The organism is Microcoleus sp. Pol12B4, from assembly GCF_036701385.1.
Lineage (GTDB): Bacteria > Cyanobacteriota > Cyanobacteriia > Cyanobacteriales > Microcoleaceae > Microcoleus.
Genome location: NZ_JAUBQR010000045.1, coordinates 18,083 through 34,094, shown reverse-complemented (window position 1 = coordinate 34,094; position 16,012 = coordinate 18,083). Strand labels below are relative to the sequence as shown.

General features: G+C 47.0%; 19 protein-coding genes. 14 read left to right on the top strand and 5 right to left on the bottom strand.

Features of this window, described 5'->3' with window-relative positions; genetic code table 11:
* Positions 1-299 precede the first annotated feature (299 nt).
* Complete coding sequence (gene cas6 / locus QUA38_RS09055; protein ID WP_333161012.1) at positions 300-548, bottom strand: CRISPR system precrRNA processing endoribonuclease RAMP protein Cas6; 249 nt, start codon at positions 546-548, stop codon at positions 300-302.
* A 123-nt stretch (positions 549-671) separates the two neighbouring features.
* Positions 672-1,052, bottom strand: coding sequence for a hypothetical protein (locus tag QUA38_RS09050; protein WP_333161010.1), 381 nt, complete (start codon positions 1,050-1,052; stop codon positions 672-674).
* A 300-nt stretch (positions 1,053-1,352) separates the two neighbouring features.
* On the opposite strand from QUA38_RS09050, the gene QUA38_RS09045 reads away from it, so the two are divergent.
* The 6 genes from QUA38_RS09045 to QUA38_RS09020 all read left to right on the top strand — a co-directional run bounded on the left by QUA38_RS09045 (position 1,353) and on the right by QUA38_RS09020 (position 6,217).
* Positions 1,353-1,715, top strand: a complete 363-nt coding sequence (locus tag QUA38_RS09045; RefSeq protein ID WP_194012549.1) for a ferredoxin-thioredoxin reductase catalytic domain-containing protein — start codon at positions 1,353-1,355, stop codon at positions 1,713-1,715.
* 146 nt (positions 1,716-1,861) lie between these two features.
* A complete protein-coding gene (locus tag QUA38_RS09040; protein WP_333161008.1) occupies positions 1,862-2,287 on the top strand; it encodes a DUF309 domain-containing protein in 426 nt (141 codons plus the stop codon).
* Between the two features lie 59 nt (positions 2,288-2,346).
* The gene (locus QUA38_RS09035; protein WP_333161006.1) at positions 2,347-3,042 is read left to right on the top strand and encodes an SMI1/KNR4 family protein; all 696 of its coding nucleotides are present in this window, start codon (positions 2,347-2,349) and stop codon (positions 3,040-3,042) included.
* A 555-nt stretch (positions 3,043-3,597) separates the two neighbouring features.
* Positions 3,598-4,068: an LptA/OstA family protein gene (locus tag QUA38_RS09030; protein ID WP_333161005.1), complete on the top strand. Its 471-nt coding sequence runs from the start codon at positions 3,598-3,600 to the stop codon at positions 4,066-4,068.
* 173 nt (positions 4,069-4,241) lie between these two features.
* The gene (gene lptB / locus QUA38_RS09025; protein ID WP_333161003.1) at positions 4,242-4,970 is read left to right on the top strand and encodes an LPS export ABC transporter ATP-binding protein; all 729 of its coding nucleotides are present in this window, start codon (positions 4,242-4,244) and stop codon (positions 4,968-4,970) included.
* Between the two features lie 80 nt (positions 4,971-5,050).
* Complete coding sequence (locus QUA38_RS09020) at positions 5,051-6,217, top strand: LptF/LptG family permease (protein ID WP_333161001.1); 1,167 nt, start codon at positions 5,051-5,053, stop codon at positions 6,215-6,217.
* Positions 6,218-6,390: 173 nt separating this feature from the next.
* On the opposite strand, the gene QUA38_RS09015 is transcribed toward QUA38_RS09020, so the two are convergent.
* Positions 6,391-7,758 carry a hypothetical protein gene (locus QUA38_RS09015; RefSeq protein ID WP_333160999.1) on the bottom strand — a complete coding sequence of 456 codons (1,368 nt, stop codon included), beginning with the start codon at positions 7,756-7,758 and terminating at the stop codon, positions 6,391-6,393.
* Positions 7,759-8,223: 465 nt separating this feature from the next.
* Here QUA38_RS09015 and pgl point away from each other — a divergent pair, with 465 nt between their 5' ends.
* From pgl to QUA38_RS08985, 6 genes are all read left to right on the top strand, one after another.
* Entirely contained in the window at positions 8,224-8,943 is a 720-nt protein-coding gene (gene pgl, locus QUA38_RS09010; RefSeq protein WP_333160997.1) for a 6-phosphogluconolactonase, read from the top strand.
* 206 nt (positions 8,944-9,149) lie between these two features.
* Positions 9,150-9,941 (top strand): FHA domain-containing protein, encoded by a 792-nt coding sequence (locus tag QUA38_RS09005; protein ID WP_333160996.1) that lies wholly within the window; start codon positions 9,150-9,152, stop codon positions 9,939-9,941.
* An 82-nt stretch (positions 9,942-10,023) separates the two neighbouring features.
* A complete protein-coding gene (locus QUA38_RS09000) occupies positions 10,024-10,515 on the top strand; it encodes an FHA domain-containing protein (RefSeq protein ID WP_333160994.1) in 492 nt (163 codons plus the stop codon).
* 55 nt (positions 10,516-10,570) lie between these two features.
* Positions 10,571-11,308, top strand: coding sequence for a PRC-barrel domain-containing protein (locus tag QUA38_RS08995; protein ID WP_333160992.1), 738 nt, complete (start codon positions 10,571-10,573; stop codon positions 11,306-11,308).
* 81 nt (positions 11,309-11,389) lie between these two features.
* Complete coding sequence (locus QUA38_RS08990; RefSeq protein ID WP_333160990.1) at positions 11,390-11,899, top strand: hypothetical protein; 510 nt, start codon at positions 11,390-11,392, stop codon at positions 11,897-11,899.
* Positions 11,896-12,348: an FHA domain-containing protein gene (locus QUA38_RS08985; protein ID WP_333160988.1), complete on the top strand. Its 453-nt coding sequence runs from the start codon at positions 11,896-11,898 to the stop codon at positions 12,346-12,348. Before QUA38_RS08990 ends, QUA38_RS08985 begins: the two co-directional genes overlap by 4 nt.
* 144 nt (positions 12,349-12,492) lie before the next feature.
* Here the strand turns inward: QUA38_RS08985 and QUA38_RS08980 are convergent, their stop codons facing one another.
* Positions 12,493-13,071 carry a DUF1997 domain-containing protein gene (locus QUA38_RS08980; RefSeq protein WP_333160986.1) on the bottom strand — a complete coding sequence of 193 codons (579 nt, stop codon included), beginning with the start codon at positions 13,069-13,071 and terminating at the stop codon, positions 12,493-12,495.
* Between the two features lie 208 nt (positions 13,072-13,279).
* Between QUA38_RS08980 and pheA the strand changes: the two genes are divergently transcribed.
* Complete coding sequence (gene pheA / locus QUA38_RS08975; RefSeq protein ID WP_333160984.1) at positions 13,280-14,227, top strand: prephenate dehydratase; 948 nt, start codon at positions 13,280-13,282, stop codon at positions 14,225-14,227.
* 34 nt (positions 14,228-14,261) lie between these two features.
* Positions 14,262-14,903 carry a pentapeptide repeat-containing protein gene (locus tag QUA38_RS08970; RefSeq protein ID WP_333160982.1) on the top strand — a complete coding sequence of 214 codons (642 nt, stop codon included), beginning with the start codon at positions 14,262-14,264 and terminating at the stop codon, positions 14,901-14,903.
* Positions 14,904-14,936: 33 nt separating this feature from the next.
* On the opposite strand, the gene QUA38_RS08965 is transcribed toward QUA38_RS08970, so the two are convergent.
* A complete protein-coding gene (locus tag QUA38_RS08965) occupies positions 14,937-15,875 on the bottom strand; it encodes a PspA/IM30 family protein (RefSeq protein ID WP_333160980.1) in 939 nt (312 codons plus the stop codon).
* Positions 15,876-16,012 lie beyond the last annotated feature (137 nt).

Below are 16,012 nucleotides of genomic sequence, written 5' to 3'. Positions count from 1 at the left end.
TGATAGAATGTTGGTAACATTTATTTTTGGGATAGGAAGCGAGTGTCACAATTCTGCTGCCTATCCTTTTTTACCACAAATGGCTTCAATCTTTACCTCATCTGGGTTTCAGGCTGGTTGTCACCCCCCCAGCGCGCCGCCAATATGCTTTGTATCGACACTTCAGGTAGCGCTTCTGTCAACCATTTTGCTCGCGTTTGTCCCAATCCAAAAGTTGTTGTGTGGCCAGTGCCGCAGTAAGGCGCTAACCGCCCCAAAGCATAAAATAATTGTACAAAATCAGGACGATTGTGAGCCGATCACCCTAGCCCAAATTCGACAGCCCCAGTGAATCCAGTTACCATGCCTTTTTTGCCCACCGCTACCTTTTGCGACTCCAATTTGTGGTGGCTAATAATTACATTTTCATCAATCCAGTTCAAAAATTCTGCTTGGTCAAAATTTACCCCCGAAAAGTTATTCCAGCGGCGCAAATAGCTGTGAAAAACATTTTCGGGAACTGGCAAAGGGAAGTGATAGCCTTTGCTAAGAAAACTTGTAGGAGTCACAAAACTAAGTTTGATGGTTAGCGAAAATGGGGGTTATGCTGTTAATAATTGCTGGTAAGTTGTGGGAGCAAAAGCAATATCCCAAGAGCGAATTAGCAGCGAAGCATTTCGCAAATCTATCTCTTAGGGCAAATTTTGCAGGCACTGACTCAGCCACTGCACTACAGGCTTTGAAAGTCCTGTTACGTACCAGCGATAAATGCGATCGCCCAAAAGCTGAAATTCTTTGCGACCGGGGAGCAAATCACCTTCCAATCCCGAAATAGTAAAGGCTTTTTCGGACTGTCCATCGTGCAAAAGTTTCGATAAATCCGGGTCAGTTTGGTGTACTTGACCTAAAAACCAAGCGTGCAAACCCATAGCATACGGCGCGTACAGATAGCTAGCAACGGCGGGAGTCAATTCAAACACTAATCCGACTAACTCGGTGTCAGGCGGCCAAATCAGCCCAGACGGAGGAGATTTTCGATCGCGGATGCCGGTCCAGTTCGGGGAAGTTGCCATCAGATGCCACTAACAGGGACAGGGCTGTGCTATCTTATCCGATTTTTATACCCTTTGGGGGATGATTGTTGAGGGCGATCGAGCGCCCAAATCTTTTGGCTGCTCCAAAAACCGGGTCTGCCGCCAGTTTCGCGCACCCTCCGGGATAGAGAAAAACCACTAAAAAACCAACAACCTAAAACTCAATCTTTGTCAAGGTTTTCCTCCTTGTAACTAAACAGAAATATACCAGTGTTTAAAATCACCTTCTGCGCTACAATTGTCAAAAGCTCGTAGCATCCTCAACTCCGATCCTAAACTATGAACACAACAGAAAAATCTAAACTCTCCAACGAAAAAACTTTGGAGGCGATGAAGAATTTCTCCGAAACCTATGCCAAGCGCACCGGAACTTACTTTTGTTCCGAGCCTTCTGTCACTGCTGTCGTCATAGAAGGACTAGCAAAACACAAGGATGAACTAGGCGCTCCCTTATGCCCTTGTCGCCATTACGAAGATAAAGAAGCAGAAGTAAAAGCCGCCTACTGGAACTGTCCGTGCATTCCCATGCGCGAGCGCAAAGAGTGTCACTGTATGTTATTTCTGACGCCAGATAACGATTTCGCGGGAACTAATCAGGAAATTGGAATGGATCAGATTCAAGCTGTCAGAGAGACTATGTAATCGGTTAAGTAGGCGGTCGTGAAATGGCAGCAGTTTTGAAAACAGGTCGTTATTTTTCCTATTTTTAAGATTTAGCTATAAAAAACAATCGATCGCCGCCTACTCAAACACACATCCGCAATCGAAAATCCCCAATCTCCAATCGAATGACAGAGGAAATTCCGATCGAGTTTTGGCAAGGCATCGAACAGTTTAACAGTCAAGATTTTTACGCTTGTCACGACACATTAGAGGCTTTGTGGATGGAAGCCGATGAGCCGGAAAAAAGGTTTTATCAGGGAATATTGCAAATCGCCGTCGCCCTTTATCACTTAGGAAATCAAAACTGGCGCGGGGCAGTAATCTTGCTTGGAGAAGGAATAAATCGGCTCAGTTATTATCAGCCGAGTTATGCCGGAATTGCCGTTGAAGACTTGCTCGGACACAGTGCTAAACTTTTGAGCGCTTTACAACAAGCCGGCCCGGAAAAAGTCTCTGAATTTGTGCCAATTTTAACAGGTAAAGAAGTTGGCGACTTGCAATTGCCGCGAATCCTCAAAGTAGAACAAATACAGCATATTCCAAGTTTATGAATTATAATAGCAACAAGTGGCAAAGTCGAGCGCACGCCATACACTGGTGATTGAATTTAGTGTATCACATTTACCGACAATTTGCTGTAATAAATAATAGGAGATCAAAAGAATTAGGATACCTACTTGAACGCTTGCGGCAAGCCGATAAAAATTTGCGCGTGTTCGGCACAAATTTTCACCAATACAAACAGGGGCCAACGCTTGCGGAAGCCGAGTTGCAGAGTTTTGAGCAGGAACATCAAGTCAAGCTGCCCGAAGACTACCGTTTATTCTTGAAAGAAATTGGCAACGGTGGAGCAGGGCCATTTTACGGTTTAGAGCCTCTTGAAGAGGCAGCACAGTATCGTGACTTAAGCAAACCATTCCCATTCACCAAAGCAACAGACTTTTATTCAGATGAGGAGTTGGAGCCGTGGGGAGATAGAGACGAATACCCCGGCGTGTTGGAACTCTGCCATCAGGGTTGCGCCATTTACTGTTATTTGGTCGTAAACGGTCCCGCATACAGCACGATTTGGGTCGGCAAAGAGGATTTCTATCCAATGGAATTGTCTTTTGGCAGATGGTATCGGTGCTGGGTTGAGAAGGCCTTGCGGACTCTTGAGAACGAGCTACTTGTGGATAAGCTCGTGTTGGGAATGTCAAAAAAACAAATCTTAGCGGCAGTGGGAGGCGATTGGAAAAAACGAAAAGCCCTTGGCAACTCATTTATTTATTTGAAGCCACAGAAATCCCGGCTCAACTTGAGTTAAACGAAGACAAGATAGTTATCAAAATCAATCGTTGGTCTTCCATCTGAACGCGGCATTAGGAATGCAAGTATTTAAGCGTTGGCAAACCCGGAGCGGACATGATTTTACAGTTCATTACCCTAAGTGTTACCGATTAGTTATTAGTTGACAGCGGACTTTTACATAACTGATTTCTGCCTTAGGAGAGCTTATGCCTTCCACTTTCGGAGGCAGCCCGAAACTTCCCGCTCCGGGCAACCGTCAAAAAACTTGCAAATCCCGCAAATGGGCTAAACAGGCAAAGAAAGTGGCTGCTGTCTTGCTAGGATAATTGGTTGAGACTCTCGGGTCAATCGATCGACAAGTCCGAAATTCTTTCCGGCTGTTAAAATAAAATATTTAACTGATAAGCTGTTGTGCATCTAATCTCCATCAAGAAAAATGTTCCGGTTGCCGTGTCCGGCGTCCTTCACTCAGTCTGAACAGACAAGTTAAATGCTCCCGGTAGCTGATCTGTCAGTGTCAAAACTGGAGGTTGAGCGACAGTAATTTTACAAATTTTGAGGCTTGTAAGCTATGATGCTCTCCGCTAAACTACTTCATTCCCGAATATTCAAAGGATTATCGCTGCTGTTGCCCCTCACTCTGGCAGGCGCGATCGCCTCTCCCACCTACCCGCAAGCCGGGCCGCCCCGCACTCTGAGTGTGCGATCGGACATTCAAGAAGCCGACTCCAAAACCGGCATCGTGACAGCCCGCGGCAACGTCCAAATCAACTATCCAGCCCGCCAAATACAAGCAACCGCAGCTCAAGCTCAATATTTCAGCCGCGAGCGCCGGATCATTCTCAGCGGAGATGTTTACGTATTGCAGCAGGGCAACAGCCTGCGCGGCGAAACCATAACATACCTGATCGACGAAGGGCGGTTTATTGCGCTACCAGACAACCCAGGACAGGTAGAATCTGTTTATCTGGTTGCCCCGGAACAAGATGCAGCAGCCCAAAATGCAGTAGGCTCCCCACGTCCAACTACAGCCCCCCGGTAACAGTGGCTTGCAGCAGCGAAATTTCGCCTCAGCCAAAACATACTACTTGGGATAGATGCGAAATTTCGTCTTTATAAAACTCACAACCTTGAAAAGGTAAAATTTAAATTAGAGAGTCGATCGCACAAAGCCGCAGTCTGAAATTTAGCTTGTAGAGGTTGCCGGGAGCGAAAATGAAAATTGTACTCGAAAATATTCACAAATCCTACGGAAAACGCAATGTAGTTAGTCGCGTCAACCTTTCGGTAGCCCAAGGAGAAATCGTAGGACTACTTGGCCCTAACGGTGCCGGCAAAACCACAACATTTTACATAGCAACCGGATTAGAAAAACCCAATCAAGGAACTGTTTGGCTAAACGATTTAGACATTACTAAATTGGCGATGCACCAGCGAGCGCATTTGGGAATTGGCTATCTCGCTCAAGAAGCAAGCATTTTCCGAAACCTGAGCGTGCGGGACAACATTTTGTTAGTCCTAGAACAAACTCAAGTGCCGCGCTGGGAATGGCGCGATCGAGTCGATTTCCTATTGCAAGAATTTCGCTTAGAAAAAATAGCATCTAGTTTGGGAATTCAAATATCCGGGGGAGAAAGGCGGCGGACTGAACTAGCCAGAGCATTAGCTGCTGGGCGAGAGGGCCCGATGTTCCTATTTTTAGACGAACCGTTTGCAGGCGTCGATCCAATCGCCGTAGACGAAATTCAAACCATTATTGCTAAACTGCGCGATCGTAAAATCGGCATCCTCATCACAGATCACAACGTCCGAGAAACCCTCGAAATTACCGATCGAGCCTACATCATGCGAGACGGCCAAATTTTAGCATCGGGGGCTGAAGAAGAACTCTACAGCAACCCTTTAGTGCGTCAGTATTACTTAGGTGACAACTTCGTGCGATAGTCTTTTGAAGGCATTCCCCATGGGGATAATTTTAGATTTGAGATGTTAGATTGAGGAGCAAACTGCAAAAAGCCCAAACTATGAAAATAGCAATATCCAATTCTTTGAATCCCATCAACTGGCTGCCGAGAATTTCAGTAATGGACTGGTACATTACCAAAGAACTAATCGGGCCATTTCTCTTTGGCGTCGGACTCTTTACATCCGTCGCAGTCACAGTTGGAGCTTTATTTGAATTAGTCCGCAGAGTAGCAGAATCCGGCCTCCCCTACGGCGCAGCCATAGAAATTTTTCTCTTGCAAATTCCCTACTTTGTAGTATTGGCTTTCCCGATGTCGATGCTGCTAGCAACCTTAATGGCCTACAGCCGAATGTCCAGCGACAGCGAACTCATCGCCCTCCGCAGTTGCGGAGTCAGCGTATACCGATTGATACTGCCTGCTGTGATAATGAGTTTAATTGTTGCAGGATTCACCTTTGCTTTGCAAGAGTTAGTTGTACCTGCTGCCAGCTACAGAGCTACTCTGACTTTAGACCGAGCCCTGAAGCGAGAAAAACCGACATTTCAAGACAGAAATATTATCTACACAGAATTTCGCAAACCAGAAAAAGGCGGCGACGAAATCCTCGCCCGCTTTTTTTATGCAGAACAATTTGACGGCCAGCGAATGAAAGGTTTAACAATTATCGATCGCTCTACCCCAGGCCTCAATCAAATTGTTTCTTCAGAATCCGCTACTTGGAATCCCTCAGAAAATACCTGGGATTTTTTCAACGGAACCGCTTATATAGTAGCTCCTGATGGCTCTTACCGGAATATAGTTAGGTTTCAACACCAGCAATTGCAGCTCCCCCGCACGCCCTTAGATTTAGCGGCTAGAGTGCGGGATTTCAAGGAAATGAACATTGCCCAAGCTTTAGAGCGTTTGGATATCATTAAAAACAGTGGCGACGAACCGCAAATTCGCAAATTAAAGGTGCGAATTCAAGAAAAATATGCTTTTCCTTTCGTCTGCATGGTCTTTGGTTTAGTGGGAGCAGCTTTGGGAACTCAACCGCGCCGCTCCGGTCGAGGAACGAGTTTTGGTATTAGCGTAGTTGTGATTTTCACTTACTACGTATTTTCTTTCATGACCAGTTCTATGGGCGTGAAAGCTGTTTTGACTCCGATTCTTTCGGCTTGGCTGCCGATTATGTTTGGCTTGGGAATCGGGGGATTGTTGTTGGTGCGGGCCGCCGCTAGGTAAGTTTTACCCCTAACATTGAGAATAGGTAATTCGGAACTTGTACTGCCCTTCCACTGCCTTCGGCTCCCTTCCCTTCGACTAAGCTGAGGAAAACCGAAGTCGAATGCCATGAACCGCCTAGCCTAAGTATTGGGAATTGAGAATATCGTTTTCGTGGCCGAACTTCCTTCATTTTAAGGATTAGAAAAAGTATTGATTTGGCCACCGCCAATGTAGCGTCCTGGAGCCAGGGAGCGGGGTGTAGCAAAAGCTTGAGGTTGAATGGGATGCACGCCCTGATTTGTATTTTGGGGAACAACTCCAAAGTTAGGTGGCTCAGGCAAGTTAAGTTGACTCGGTGGAGGTGTTTGAAATTGAGAATTTGCTGAATTGGGAGAGAATTGAGGGCTAATTATCTTGCTTCCCCCAATCCCAATTGGAAAGGGAGATGGACCGACATTTGGCAGTAGAGGTGTTGGCGAAGGTATGGCTATTGGAAATGCCACAGGTGGAACTTCAGGTGCAAATCCTGAACCGGATAAATTAGTTTGGTAGGGATTTTTTGGCAAAGCCACCGTTGGAGTTCCTGCATTAATTTCGGGGAGGGTCGGTACTCGAGAAGTTAACCCCGCCAATGGTTCAGGGACTGTAGCTGTCGGTTGTAAGAATTCTTGAGATTCCTTGCTCACAGTATTTGTCGGAGCCACAAGTGGGGAAAGTGCTGTGGGAACATTCACAGAATTTGCTCTACTTTGAGCTGTAGCGGTCGTTGGGAGCAAATTTGTCGCATTTACTGCAGCCGGATCGGAAGCCGGTCGATCGAGCAATTTAGCCGAGTCTGTTGTTTTCTCAACCGAAGTCGCCGTTGCCGAAGTGTTAGCAACGACGTATTTTTTCATAGCTGCTTGCAGCGGACTCAAAGGCAGAGAATTTTCGTTTTGTTTACCTGAATTAGCATCACTCGACGCCTGCGATAAAGTTGCTGTCGCTGTACCCTCAGACTCAGGCTTGATCGTTTTTATCCCGGAAGTCAGTTTCCCGCTGTTAGATAAACTCAACGCTGATGTTGCGTTTGAACTTGGCAAGCTGGAATTTTGGGGGTTATTGTTTCCGGTCTCGACAGCAGGATTTGCTAAATTTGGCAAGGAGAAAAATCCGCTGCTTCCTACTCGCTTGGGGGCGGAATATGGCTGAGGAGTTTCTAAGCCCCGATCTCGAAGTTCCTCGAATAAACCTTGGCTTTTTACTACTGATGAATTTAACAAGTTCAGTTCAGAAGCAGTAGAACCATTAAACTGATTGACTAGCACTGGTGAGCTGTCGATTTCAGCCGCAATCGCGGTATCTTCAGCAGATAGTCCCGATAGCGAAGCTGGATTGTTTGTGGCTACTTCTTCTTCGCCATCTATGCTCAACCTTTCTGGGTTTACAGAGACCTCCCAGATAAATAACCCCCCCGCACACAGCACGGCTAACGGAGCCCAAACCGCCGGTTGGCTCCAGTGGCGCAACCGCGCTATTAGATAGCGGACAGATGTAGGAAATCGCTTAAAACTTGACATAGTTTTGCTTCCATCCGAGCGTGCGGATTTAAAACTATTTTTCCTAGTCTACCACATCAATCTTGATTATTTTTGCTATGCCGGGGTAAGCGCGATCGCGAGCATCTCGGTTTTGCTTTTACTGTCGGTGTGCGATCGTCCGGCTCGCTATATTTATAGACTTTGCTGTGCGCGACGGATCGCACTCCCAAAAAACGCTTTTTACTTTCTGCAGAGATGCTCCGAGTAAGATCAAAATTTTGATTGAAAGTTGCGAAAGCTCAATGCAATCGGTGAAAATATCCATAAAGCACTGGTATAAATATGTCTTGCTTGCCTTAAATCAAGGGGCATAAGATGATAAAATATTACGGAATGCGGTGTCTTGCCTGCCGAGTCTGTCAGCAGCTCGACCTCAAACCAAAATGTCAAGGTAAAATTGGCAATTGCTGAGAACAACACCCAAGGAAAGTTGAGAGGAAATTAATGAAAAAAGTAGTTGAAGTATTAGCAAATCGGGAACAACTAATAGATCGATCGCAGGAAATTGTGCTGTCGAAAATCTCAGAAGCCATAGCAGAACGCGGACTTTGTACGATCGCCTTAGCGGGCGGAAGCACACCAGAACCGCTCTACAGAGCGATAGCAGCCCAAGACCTGCCTTGGGACAAAATTCACGTTTTCTGGGGCGACGAACGCTATGTTCCCCAAGAACACCCAGACAGCAATCAAAAAATGGCGCGCCTCGCGTGGCTCGATCGAGTGAATATCCCCGCCAGCAACATCCACCCCATGCCCACAGGCGCCGGCGACCCCGCAGCAGACGCGGCGGCGCACCAAACCGAATTGCAGCAGTTCTTCAAAGTATCCGAGGGCGAATTTCCTGCTTTCGACATCATTTTATTGGGCATAGGAGACGACGCCCACACAGCATCTCTATTTCCCGGCACAGCAGCCTTGGAAGTCCGGGATGCCCTAGTAACTGTCGGCAACAAAGACGGTCAACCCCGCATTACCTTTACAGTGCCCTTAATCAACCGGGCCCGGTGCGTCATCTTCATGGTCGCAGGAGCCAGCAAACAACCCGCCCTAGCTCAAATTTTTGCCCCTGCTGCTGACGAAATGACCTATCCAGCCAGACTCGTTCAACCAGAAGGCGAACTTTGGTGGCTGCTCGATGCGGCGGCTGGCGAAGCAGTAAAATAGCTGACAGAGCAGCAAGCGTGTCAACACACTCAGCATTATCACTAAGTCAATCAGGGCCATCAGAGCTAACGTCACGGCGTCAGCTCAGTTGCTAGTATTAGCGAAGCAATATAAGAATTGTGGCGGTTAAAGTTAAAATTTGACCATATACACGAGTATTTTTATGAGGCTGATTTGAAAATCTGGCCGATAGCAAGGAGAAATCGATGATTGTCTGTCCCAATTGCAATCACCAGAACCCCGACGGGGCCAGCCAGTGTGAGGCTTGCTACACGCCTTTACCTGTTACCGCAAGTTGCTCGAACTGCGGTGCAGCAGTTCAGACAGATGCAGCATTTTGCGGTCAGTGTGGCTTTAACTTGCGTCCGGGTTCCATAGTTCCAGAAGTTGACGGGACAGTACGGTCCCCCTCGCCTGTAGGCCCCACAGTGGTATCGTCACCGGCGCCGGATTTAGTGCCACCCGAGCCCTTGATGGCAATGGAACCTCTAGTTACCCTGAATAAGGGTCTCAACTTGGAAAAAACTCCCGCCAGCATTCCGACGATTCCAGATCCCCCACCTTCGCCCTCGGTTCCTGTTACAACTGAATCGGTGGCAACACCAGTAAATATCTCTCCTCCGGCTCCGGGCCCACAGCCAGCAGGTGTAGCTAAAACTCAACTGCAACAGCAGTCGGCGCGCCTGTTACACGTTCAGACAAATACGCCGATGGAATTGCCTCACAGTCTGTCTGTGGTTCACATAGGCAAGCCCAATGACTTAGTACCGCCGGATATCGATGTTTCGGGATTTGCTAATTCTGAGATAGTTTCTCGGGTACACGCAAATCTCCGGGTGGAGGGAGATGCTTGCTACCTAGAAGATGTAGGCAGTTCCAACGGCACTTACGTCAACAATACTCCTCTACCCAAGGGAAACCGCCATCGGTTACGACCGGGAGACCGCATCTCTCTGGGCAAAGGAGACCTGGTTACGTTTTTATTTCAAATCTCTTAGAGCGAGTTTGGATTGGGCGATCGAAAGTCTAAAATCTAAAATCGCATCTTGAGGCGCTCTACCAAAACTCAATGCTGCCAATGTGATTAAGCTGACCTTGCTACATCCACTCCAGTCTATACCCGTCCGCAGTTGGATCTTTGAAGACGAGCAGGTCGTCCGGATCGGGCGCTCGACCGAAAACCACGTCGTTCTTTTTAGCGCTGTGGTTTCTCGTCGCCACATCGAATTGCGGCGCAGCGGCATAACTTGGGAACTGATCAATTTAGGTACCAACGGGACTTACCTCGATGGTAAGCCGATCGCTAAGGTTCCCATTGTGGACGGTCTGATCGTTCACTTGGCTCGCTCAGGGCCGAAAATTCAAATCAACGTAGGTCCGAATCAGTCCTCAGTCCCGTTAGGACAAATTAGCGTCAAGCCCAGGGAGGCTAAGGAAATTAACGCTCCCTCGGGCGGCGTGCACATTAGCACGATTCCTGTTCCCGACCACAAAGAAGTTGGCACTTCCAGGGAAGAGGAGGAGTTAACTGAGGCAGATAATAATCGCCATTATTCGGAAGAAGAATATTAAATCGGCTTCTTTGGACGATCGACATTTTTCAAAGGAGGCACTCAGGAGTTTATTTATGAGTACATCACCACAGATTGTTAGGCGCAGCGAACTGCTCAACCGTCGCACGATCGACCGCAGAACAGCGGAAGAGGTCGGCAGGGTAGATCGGGTTTGGCTCGATGCTCACTCCCAGCGGGCGATCGGCTTTACTTGCAAGTCGGGACTTTTGGGCAGCAAAAAAACTTGGTTCGCTTGGGCGCAAGTTGATACGGTAGGCGAAAATGTTTTTGTCACCATTAACCCGGAACTGCCGGAATTGCATCAGCCGGAACAAGCTGTGTGTCCGATCGGGCTTGAGGTGCTCACGGACGCTGGGAATCAGGCAGGTGCAGTAGTTGACTATCTATTTGATGTCCGCACGGGTTCAGTCACCCACTACCTATTTAAATCGAGCGGCTGGCGCGGTGTTTTAGACGACATTTACTTGTTACCTGTGGCAGCTATTTCGACTATTGGCAGCAAGCGGGCGATCGTCTCTGAAGCTGCTGTATCGGAGCCAGTGCAGTACGCGGAAGGACTGCACAAAAAAGTCGGTCTGGTAGCAGAGTTTTTACATGAAGATTTCGACAGAACTCTCAAAAATGTGGCAGGTGTGAAGCGGGGCGCTCGAAGTCTGGCGGAAAAATTCCAAGATAAAGCTCTAGAAGTCAGGGATGTAGCTCAAGAAAAAGTTGCAGAGTTGAAGCGGCAAAGGCAAGAGTCTGTCCCGCCCGATCCCAACCCGGAGCAGCCCGAGTCAGATTTGAGCTGAAGTTGGGCCTTCCCGCTCGCCCTGCGACTAATTGCCGAGCACATTCTGGGGCGGCGCGCGCGAGGAAGGTCGATCGGTATTTTGGGGCTATCAGAGATTGATGCGTTGTCGCTCAAAATTCCAGTGCTGCTCAAAGCATTGTATTTTAAAGGTATCGCATCAATAAGGAAAATGTTAGCAACTCAAAAAGACCTAGGCTGTTTGATACAACCAACAAGTATTTTATCTAGAGACCCCAGGATTAATAATTGGTTAACTTCTTTCTTTACAAACAGCGATTCGTCGGTCGTTGATTGTTGCCCGATCGAGAACTCGAATCAGATCTGCAACCAGCGCGGGTCTGAGTTGAAATCTCTGGTTGAGCAGGGAAAAAAGGGGGGGAAATTGCTGCCGCCTGCGCTAAAAGCTAAGGATCAAAAGTTTGTTCAAATGCCTCAAGCAGCCAAAATTTCACCTTTTACTGCAGATAGAGACAATCCTGGCGCACTGACGACGCCTTTCAAAATCAAATTTTTTGTGTTTTTATCCCACAGAATCTATCTGGAAGCCTCCCCCTTTGTGTCTGGCGGTGGAGTGTCAAAACATCCGTGATTACCTTAACTCTGTTACATCCTATCCAATCTGTCCCAGTTCAAAGTTGGTGTTTTGAATCAGAACCTGTGGTTCGGATCGGCCGCTCGAACGACAATGATGTAATTATTTACAGCGCTGTAGTTTCCCGCCACCACGTAGAGCTGTGGAATCACGCCAATGGCTGGGAAATTATTAATTTTGGTGCTAACGGCACTTATGTAGATGATAGACCGATCGCTCAGGTGTCAGTTGTGGACGGGATGACAATTCGCTTAGGCAATTCCGGGCCAAAAATCAGGATTCGGGTGGGCGCCACGAATCAACCGGGCAAAACAATTAAGCCACCACAGCGCGAACTCCACCAAAATGAGGAAGTTTCAAAACACAGGTCAACAGAGTGGCCTGGGGGCGTGGGAATAATTGAAGAGGATGAACATGGAGGGCTTACTCACATCGATTTTGAGTGACCGGCAGCTATCTATATATCCCTGCTGGCTAGTTCCAACAAAGCGACCCATGCCCAATTCAAGCGTCTAACTAATATTGTGGTAAGTGGTGTGATTTTGGTCAAATATCCCTATACATTAATTAACAGCTTCTCTAGTAGGATTTCACCCTTCTAAAGATAAGATTGGGGGGAGATCGATCGATATTAGCTCACTTTCGCTGCTTGCCCAGTGGCGATAATCGGAGAGCAACTGGTGCATCAACCGCTGTTTGACACTCAGCAGTACGCTCTTGAGCAAAGCATTCCCGGTTGCTTCTAAAATGGGTTTGGGCGTCACCCAAAACGGCGGCGGTAACTCTACTTGTACTTCCAAATCCGCTTTTCCCTTCAAGTATGCTACCCCGCTGCTTTGGTGAACACAAAGCTGCCCTTTGAGATTGAGAGCAAAGCGATCGTTGATATAACCCACGCCGCGAATTTCGCAAGCGACGGACTCCAAATTGATTGTGCCGTCCGACTCCGCCCACACCCTCATGTCTACTGTGGGTTGAATGCTCAGCATCATAAATTGTAACGGTCGCATTTTGAGGCGGAAACAGTCATCGCTTAGCTGCTCTGTGCGACTTCGATCGACAAGGGCGTTCACCAGTCGCCTCGGCTGGCGCAGATAATGTTGAATGGGAACCCGTTCCTCTGGTACGGCGATCTCAACGGATTGGGAAGAATTAAAGCGGGTGTACATGAGAAAATATCAAAATATAGGATTCCTAAGCATATCTTAATAAACTATCACCTTTTTTAAGGTGACATACGTAGCGAACTAAGTCGCGCGCCCAGCAATGTCATCCGAGATCTCACTGATAAAAGCTTTCGGGACGTCGCTAATTTTTCATCATACTTCCTAGCTGATGAGAGTCAAGCAAACTTTTGTAACCTAAAATTGCCTTTAAATGAAAATTTCGTTAGCGAAGCCCTCGAAGAGGATCGCACATCTCGGCCCTGTTGGTACAAATGCAGAAACAGCAGCTCTAGCTTATGTCAATTGGTTGAGCCTGGAAACTAACTTGGAATGCACCCTGTGTCCTTATTCCACCATTTCTCAAGCGCTAGAGGCATCTGCCGTAGGGCAGGTTGACTATTCAGTTGTACCCGTCGAAAATTCGATCGAAGGCAGCGTGACTGTCACTTTAGATACACTGTGGCGACTCGATCAACTCCGCATTCAACACGCCTTAGTTTTGCCAATTTCCCACGCGCTGGTGTCTAATGCTAAAAATTTTAACGAGATTCAAAAAGTTTACTCTCACCCGCAAGCGCTAGCTCAGTGTCAGGTATGGTTGGGGCAGTTTATTCCCTCAGCTCAATTAATTCCGGCGAATTCTACCACGGAAGCATTGCAATATCTGGAAGATAGAAATGTAGCAGCGATATCTTCGCCAAGAGCTGCTGAAATTTACCATTTGCCAGTGTTGGCTCAACCCATTAATGATTATCCCGATAATTACACTCGATTTTGGGTACTCAGCAGGAGTGGGGGAGAAATCGCCAACGTAGAACCCGGGGGTATCTCATCCATTAAATCCATTACACAATCTGCTTCTAAGTTGATCCTCGATGCTTCACCGTCTAATTGCACCCATACCTCACTAGCTTTTAGCGTACCTGCCAATATGCCCGGAGCACTGGTAAAACCTTTGCAAGTATTTGCCAGTCGGGGTATTAATTTAAGTCGGATTGAATCTAGACCGACTAAAAGATCGCTCGGAGAATATATTTTCTTTATGGACGTTGAGGCTAACGCCTGCCAAGCATTTGTTCGATCTGCACTGGAAGAATTAAAAAATCACACAGAAACTTTAAAAATATTTGGTTGCTACAATGTACTGTCAGTAGTATAATTTATTTTTAAGTAAAACTTAGGAGGCTGGTGAGATGAATGCTGATGAACTTCTCAAGCGATACGCAGCCGGAGAAAGAAATTTTCATGAAACCAACTTGAAAGAAGCTTCTTTGCGAGAAGCTTTCCTAATTCATATTAATCTAGCCTGCGCCAATCTGAAGGAAATAAATTTTGCCTTGGCCAACCTAATGGGGGCAAACTTAATAGGTAGCAACCTCAAGAATGCTTGCCTGGTGATGACAAAACTCAATGGGGCCAACCTGAGCCGAGCCGATTTAAGTTTCGCAAGATTAACAGGAGCTGACCTGATTGAGGCAAAACTGAAAAACGCCAACTTGAGCGACACGAAAATGATCGGTGTTGATTTGAGCCGATCCTCATTGTACGCTGCAAACCTGATGGAAGCAAACCTCATAGATGCTTGCTTGGACAATACAAACCTCGAGAAAGCAAATCTAAGTGAGGCAAAACTGCGTGGAGCGAGTCTGCTCAAAGCCAACTTGAGAAACGCTGTTTTGTGTGAAAGTAACCTTGAGGGCGCAGACTTGAGAGGAGCGGATTTGAGCGGTGCTAATTTGAGCGGGGCATTTTTATGCGGGGCTAATCTGGAAGGAGCTAAGTTAGATGAGGCAATTTTAAGTGGGGCAATACATTTTTGCGTCAGACAAGTTTGAGATAACGCAATATATAACCGGAGAATCCGACAACTAAGGACTAAAAAATATACTATTGACTTGGCTGAAAGTGAAGTCTATTTGCTGCTGTACCTTAGCAAAATGAAGCTGCATCTTGAGGATCTCTTTCTTGGAATTAGCTTGAGCAATCTTACTTTCCAAAGCCAGCAAGTTGCGGTTGAGATTTTCTACTCGCACAGTTTGGTAGTCTAAATCAATTTTTAGTTCTGCAGCCTGATCGAATTGAACCTGCTGGCGAACCACGGCGAGGCGGATTGAATTCTCATCCTGTGTCTGAAGAGCTAGCAAAGCTCGCTGCTGCCACTGGTTGGCTTGAGATTCAGCTTGATTGTACAGCCACTGAATCCGCAGTTGGGCGGAAATCGCACTGCCAACAGCCTGACGCAGTTCTTTGAGAGGTTCCTGAATTTCTAAGATTAATAGTTCCCAAAGATTCATCAGTTCGCTGGTAAATTCTTCGCGTTCTACAGAGGCTACCAGTGCTTCTAATAGCAACAAACTTGGTTGCATTTGCTGCGTAATTGTCTCAAATATTAACTCTGCTTCGGACATTTGCCGATCGTAATTTTTTTCTGAGACTGCACCGGATGAGTGCTTTAATATTTTTTCCGTGCTGCCTAACTCAGCTTCTGCATCTGAACTTGAAGCTACAAAAGCCTGTAATTTTTCGCGGGCGATCGAATTCAGCCTTTGTCGAAGCAAATCGCAGGCCGCCCGCTGCACTGGCCCTGTTTCGCTTTGACAAATCTTGATGACTATTTTTAAGCCAGCATCGCCGTAATTCAATGTCTCTCTCAAGGCGGCGATTCGATGTTCGCTGACACAACTAGACAGCCGATGTTTAACTCCTGCTAGTCCGCCGAGCACTACACCGCCCACAGGAGGTGGCAGTTGACCGCCTCTAACTGCATCGTATGGTTTCGGTTGGTCGTGATTGTCTAACACAAGCATTTACTGCTATAAGGAACCTATCCGAACCTGTTTGAAGTTAAGAATTAAACAGATGCCAGTTCCCAAAAAGAATGGAACTGTAGGGCTGCGATCCAAACCCTTAGTTCATCAGCCAATCGAAAAGCAAAAATCAAAAA

Excerpts from the sequence above, each read along its gene's own strand:
- QUA38_RS09050 (WP_333161010.1), bottom strand. The coding sequence starts at position 1,052 with ATGGCAACTTCCCCGAACTGGACCGGCATCCGCGATCGAAAATCTCCT.
- QUA38_RS09045 (WP_194012549.1), top strand. The coding sequence starts at position 1,353 with ATGAACACAACAGAAAAATCTAAACTCTCCAACGAAAAAACTTTGGAG.
- QUA38_RS09040 (WP_333161008.1), top strand. The coding sequence starts at position 1,862 with ATGACAGAGGAAATTCCGATCGAGTTTTGGCAAGGCATCGAACAGTTT.
- QUA38_RS09030 (WP_333161005.1), top strand. The coding sequence starts at position 3,598 with ATGATGCTCTCCGCTAAACTACTTCATTCCCGAATATTCAAAGGATTA.
- lptB (WP_333161003.1), top strand. The coding sequence starts at position 4,242 with ATGAAAATTGTACTCGAAAATATTCACAAATCCTACGGAAAACGCAAT.
- QUA38_RS09020 (WP_333161001.1), top strand. The coding sequence starts at position 5,051 with ATGAAAATAGCAATATCCAATTCTTTGAATCCCATCAACTGGCTGCCG.
- QUA38_RS09015 (WP_333160999.1), bottom strand. The coding sequence starts at position 7,758 with ATGTCAAGTTTTAAGCGATTTCCTACATCTGTCCGCTATCTAATAGCG.
- pgl (WP_333160997.1), top strand. The coding sequence starts at position 8,224 with ATGAAAAAAGTAGTTGAAGTATTAGCAAATCGGGAACAACTAATAGAT.
- QUA38_RS09005 (WP_333160996.1), top strand. The coding sequence starts at position 9,150 with ATGATTGTCTGTCCCAATTGCAATCACCAGAACCCCGACGGGGCCAGC.
- QUA38_RS08995 (WP_333160992.1), top strand. The coding sequence starts at position 10,571 with ATGAGTACATCACCACAGATTGTTAGGCGCAGCGAACTGCTCAACCGT.
- QUA38_RS08980 (WP_333160986.1), bottom strand. The coding sequence starts at position 13,071 with ATGTACACCCGCTTTAATTCTTCCCAATCCGTTGAGATCGCCGTACCA.
- pheA (WP_333160984.1), top strand. The coding sequence starts at position 13,280 with ATGAAAATTTCGTTAGCGAAGCCCTCGAAGAGGATCGCACATCTCGGC.
- QUA38_RS08970 (WP_333160982.1), top strand. The coding sequence starts at position 14,262 with ATGAATGCTGATGAACTTCTCAAGCGATACGCAGCCGGAGAAAGAAAT.
- QUA38_RS08965 (WP_333160980.1), bottom strand. The coding sequence starts at position 15,875 with ATGCTTGTGTTAGACAATCACGACCAACCGAAACCATACGATGCAGTT.